Source organism: Sphingomonas sp. Mn802worker, assembly GCF_000382485.1.
Classification (GTDB): domain Bacteria; phylum Pseudomonadota; class Alphaproteobacteria; order Sphingomonadales; family Sphingomonadaceae; genus Sphingomonas.
The window spans coordinates 1-987 of the sequence record NZ_AORY01000008.1; the positions used below are offsets into that span (position 1 = coordinate 1).

Consider the following 987-nt stretch of genomic DNA (forward strand, 5'->3'; position numbering starts at 1 on the left):
GGTGACCCCGGTCTTTCATCCAGCGGCAACCAGAGACCGACCGGTGTTGTCGCGCATGAGCGCAGGTGAAGCAACGGGCGGGGTTAACCCCGCCCGTTGCTGTTCGAGCCCGGCAGCGAACGCGGCCGGAGTGGCGTAGCCGAGCGACGAGTGCGGCCGCTCGGTGTTGTAGTCGTCGACCCAGCGCGCCAGGATTGAGCGGGCCCGACCAATGGTGAAGAACAGCGTCTCGTTGAGCAGCTCGTCGCGCATGCGACCGTTGAAGCTCTCGACGAACCCGTTCTGCGTGGGCTTGCCCGGCGCGATGTAATGCCATTCGACGCCGACATCTCCCGACCAGGCAAGCACCGCGTTCGAGGTGAGTTCGGTCCCGTTGTCGCTGACGATCATCGTCGGTTTGCCGCGTTCGGCGACCAGATCGGTCAACTCGCGCTCGACCCGCCGGCCCGAAATCGACGTGTCCACCACTGCACGAAGGCATTCGCGCGTCACGTCGTCGACGATGTTAAGCACGCGGAACCGTCGGCCAGTGACGAGCTGGTCGTGCACGAAGTCCAGGCTCCAGCGCTGGTTGGGGAGCGCCAGCACCGGCGCGGGCGCGCGCGCCCCAACCGCGCGCCTTCGTCCTTTCCGGCGCCTGACCGTCAGTCATGCCGGGAAATCGATCCCCCGGATCGATGCCTGTTCCGGCACGATCCTCGCGGTAGAGCCGCTGGGTCTTCTTGCGGTTGATCGTGATGCCGTCCCGGCGCAGCAGGATGTGCAGACGCCGATAGCCGAACCGCCGGCGCTGCTGCGCCAACTCACGCAAACGCGACCGCAGGTCGCCATCATCTCCCCGACACGAGCGATACTGCATGCTCGTGCGGTCCGCCCCGACGACCATGCACGCCCGCCGGTCGCTCATCCCCAACGTCGCCTGGAGATGCGCGACCGCTTGCCGCTTCGCGGCGGGCGTCACCACTTTTTTGACAGCAAATCTTTCAA

At 66.2% G+C, this 987-nt stretch carries 1 pseudogene; it reads right to left on the minus strand.

Annotation, left to right across the window (positions count from 1 at the left end):
* Positions 1–15 precede the first annotated feature (15 nt).
* Positions 16–987: pseudogene (locus SMN802W_RS16745) on the minus strand (IS3 family transposase); the annotation flags it as partial.